General features: G+C 50.3%; 3 protein-coding genes. 1 reads left to right on the top strand and 2 read right to left on the bottom strand.

Annotated features, from left to right (window positions below; genetic code table 11):
* Positions 1–83: 83 nt before the first annotated feature.
* The gene (locus RTY00_RS23780; RefSeq protein WP_008108755.1) at positions 84–971 is read right to left on the bottom strand and encodes a LysR family transcriptional regulator; all 888 of its coding nucleotides are present in this window, start codon (positions 969–971) and stop codon (positions 84–86) included.
* A 222-nt stretch (positions 972–1193) separates the two neighbouring features.
* Positions 1194–1655, bottom strand: coding sequence for an Lrp/AsnC family transcriptional regulator (locus tag RTY00_RS23775; protein ID WP_222183175.1), 462 nt, complete (start codon positions 1653–1655; stop codon positions 1194–1196).
* A 267-nt stretch (positions 1656–1922) separates the two neighbouring features.
* Between RTY00_RS23775 and RTY00_RS23770 the strand changes: the two genes are divergently transcribed.
* Positions 1923–2305: DUF2000 domain-containing protein (locus RTY00_RS23770; RefSeq protein WP_312666611.1), on the top strand; the 383-nt coding region annotated here is incomplete at its 3' end.

Genomic DNA, 2305 nt, shown 5'->3' with positions numbered 1-2305 from the left:
CATTCATGCGCACCTGCATACATATGCAAATTAATGCTTAACTGAGCGGCATTACGCCATGAATGGCGACCCTACGAAGCGCATCAATTAAATTCCCGGCACACATGTTTGAGAAATTGGTGTGCGGCAAAGGAGAGCGTGCGATCACGATGCACGCAGATCTCAATATTGGCCGATTCCATCGCCTCGTTATCAATTGGAATGGCAATCAACATGTGCTGATCTATTTCACGTGCAGCGATTTGTTTCGGCCCAATGGTTAAGGTACGCCCGGCGATAGCCATCGCCTTAGTGAGCTCCAGATTATTGGTGTTGACGATTGATTGCGGGTTGAGATGCAGGCTGCGCGTGACTTTGTCGAAGGTTTGCCGCATGCCGAAACTGGACACCGGCAGCGCCACCGGATAGCCGCAAATATCTTCAAGACTGAGGGATTGATGTTGAGCCAACGGATGCTGGGGAGAAACCAGGCACTGAATTGGTGCAGGACAGCGCTTTATGACTTCTATTCCGGGGCGGTCGCCCATGTTAAACACGATGCCAATATCGATTTCGTCGCGGATGATTGCTTCTATGGTGCGGTCGGACGATTCGCTGTTAATTGAGAATTGAATGGCCGGATAATTTTCATTAAAGCTGGTCATGATGCGCGGCAAAATCGCCTGCACCACCGCTTCAATCACCCATATTTTCACCTCACCTTCGCGCAGCCCTTTTAGGTTTTTGATCGACTCATGAATGCGGTCGAGGTCGCGGCACATCTTGCGCGTGAAGCGCTCCAGCATCATACCTGCGGGGGTTAAACGGATGCCGGTATTGGTGCGTTCCAGTAACATTACGCCGAGCGTATGTTCCAGTAACGCGATCTGCCGGCTGATAGCCGAAGGCGCAACGTGCAGCCGATCTGCCGCGCGTCTGATCGATCCCGTGGCGGCGACTTCGTTGAAGTATTTATAGGTGTTGAGGTTCACTCACATCGCCCTGTGCATAGGATTTATCGCACAGGGTGATGCAAGAGTTATTCCAGCAAAGTAGGGTTGCCATTCATGGCGACCTGGTGCGCATAAATGCGCGCCCTACAAAAAACGCGCCAATACTTTTTTAGCTAAAAGAATGAAATATTACGATGGATCTAATTTAATGCAGCATCCTATTTAAATAGGGGGATATGCCCCTTATTATCGAGCCGATTATTAACCTAAAGGCCAAGCCGCCAATCCCTTTATCTCCTTGAGCACAAACATACTCTGCATCTCCTTTATCCCCGGCAATCTCCGAATAACCGACATGGCGAATTCCGCATACGCATCCATATCCGCGGCCACCACCTGTAATAAGAAATCCGCATCGCCGCCGATGCTGTAGCAGGAAACCACATTATCCAGTGCCATTACTTCTTGTTCGAATTTGCGCGCTTCGGCTTCGCTGTGGCTATCAATGGTGACGCGTACAAATACCATCACGTTAAGGCCAATCTTTTTTCGATTAAGTACCGCGCGATAGCCCTGAATCACTTCGTCCTCTTCCAGCTTGCGCACTTTGCGCCAGGTTGGGGATGCGGATAGGCCAATTTCGTCTGCAAGATGTTGGTTGGTGATGCGCGCGTCCTGCTGCAACTGCTGGAGGATTTTGATATCCGTCTTGCTTAAGCTCATAAGTGGATAATCCTTTCCATATATTGGTGATTAAGGGATTTTCTATCCTTAATCAGTTCCTTTTGCAACGTATTCAGAAAGCACTTTCCTTTAGGGTTGCGGCATACTTTTTGTCTGATGATTGCCATCAGATTCATTGTGCGGATGTGGCCAGGTCGCCATAAATGGCGACCCTACGGCGTAGGGTGCGCATTCATGCGCACCGGGAATGCCAGCGATAATCGCAGAACCGCGCACCTTAAACCCACTCAAAGTGAAACCTGAATCATGGATTTCGACGCAAACACCCATCGCTGCACCATCGTGATCGATCAGCAACTGCCCGCCGGATTGGCGATGAACGCTTCAAGCGTTATCGGCATTAGTTTTGGAAAATTGATAGGAAATTTGGTGGGGCCGGATCAGCAAAGCCAGGATGGCGTGAATTATCCCGGCGTCATCTACGCGCCGCTGCCGGTGTTATTGGCGGACGGCAATTACCTGCGCGAATTGCAGCAAATCAGCAGCGCGGATCACGAGATCTTTGCGATGCCGTTCAGCGCGCTGGCGCAATCCTGCAAAACCTACGAAGAATATGGCGAGCGTATTACTGACGCGCACAGCGATCAGATTGAGTTGGTGGCAATCGGTTTGGTCGGCTCAAAGAAAAA

The organism is Pantoea sp. CTOTU49201 (assembly GCF_032054795.1).
GTDB classification, from domain to species: domain Bacteria; phylum Pseudomonadota; class Gammaproteobacteria; order Enterobacterales; family Enterobacteriaceae; genus Pantoea; species Pantoea symbiotica.
The sequence above is the reverse complement of the archived record's forward strand: the minus strand, read 5'-3'. Positions and strand labels throughout refer to the sequence as shown.

What these genes read in the sequence shown, in the direction of transcription:
- RTY00_RS23775 (WP_222183175.1), bottom strand. Translation starts at nt 1,655, where the DNA reads ATGAGCTTAAGCAAGACGGATATCAAAATCCTCCAGCAGTTGCAGCAG.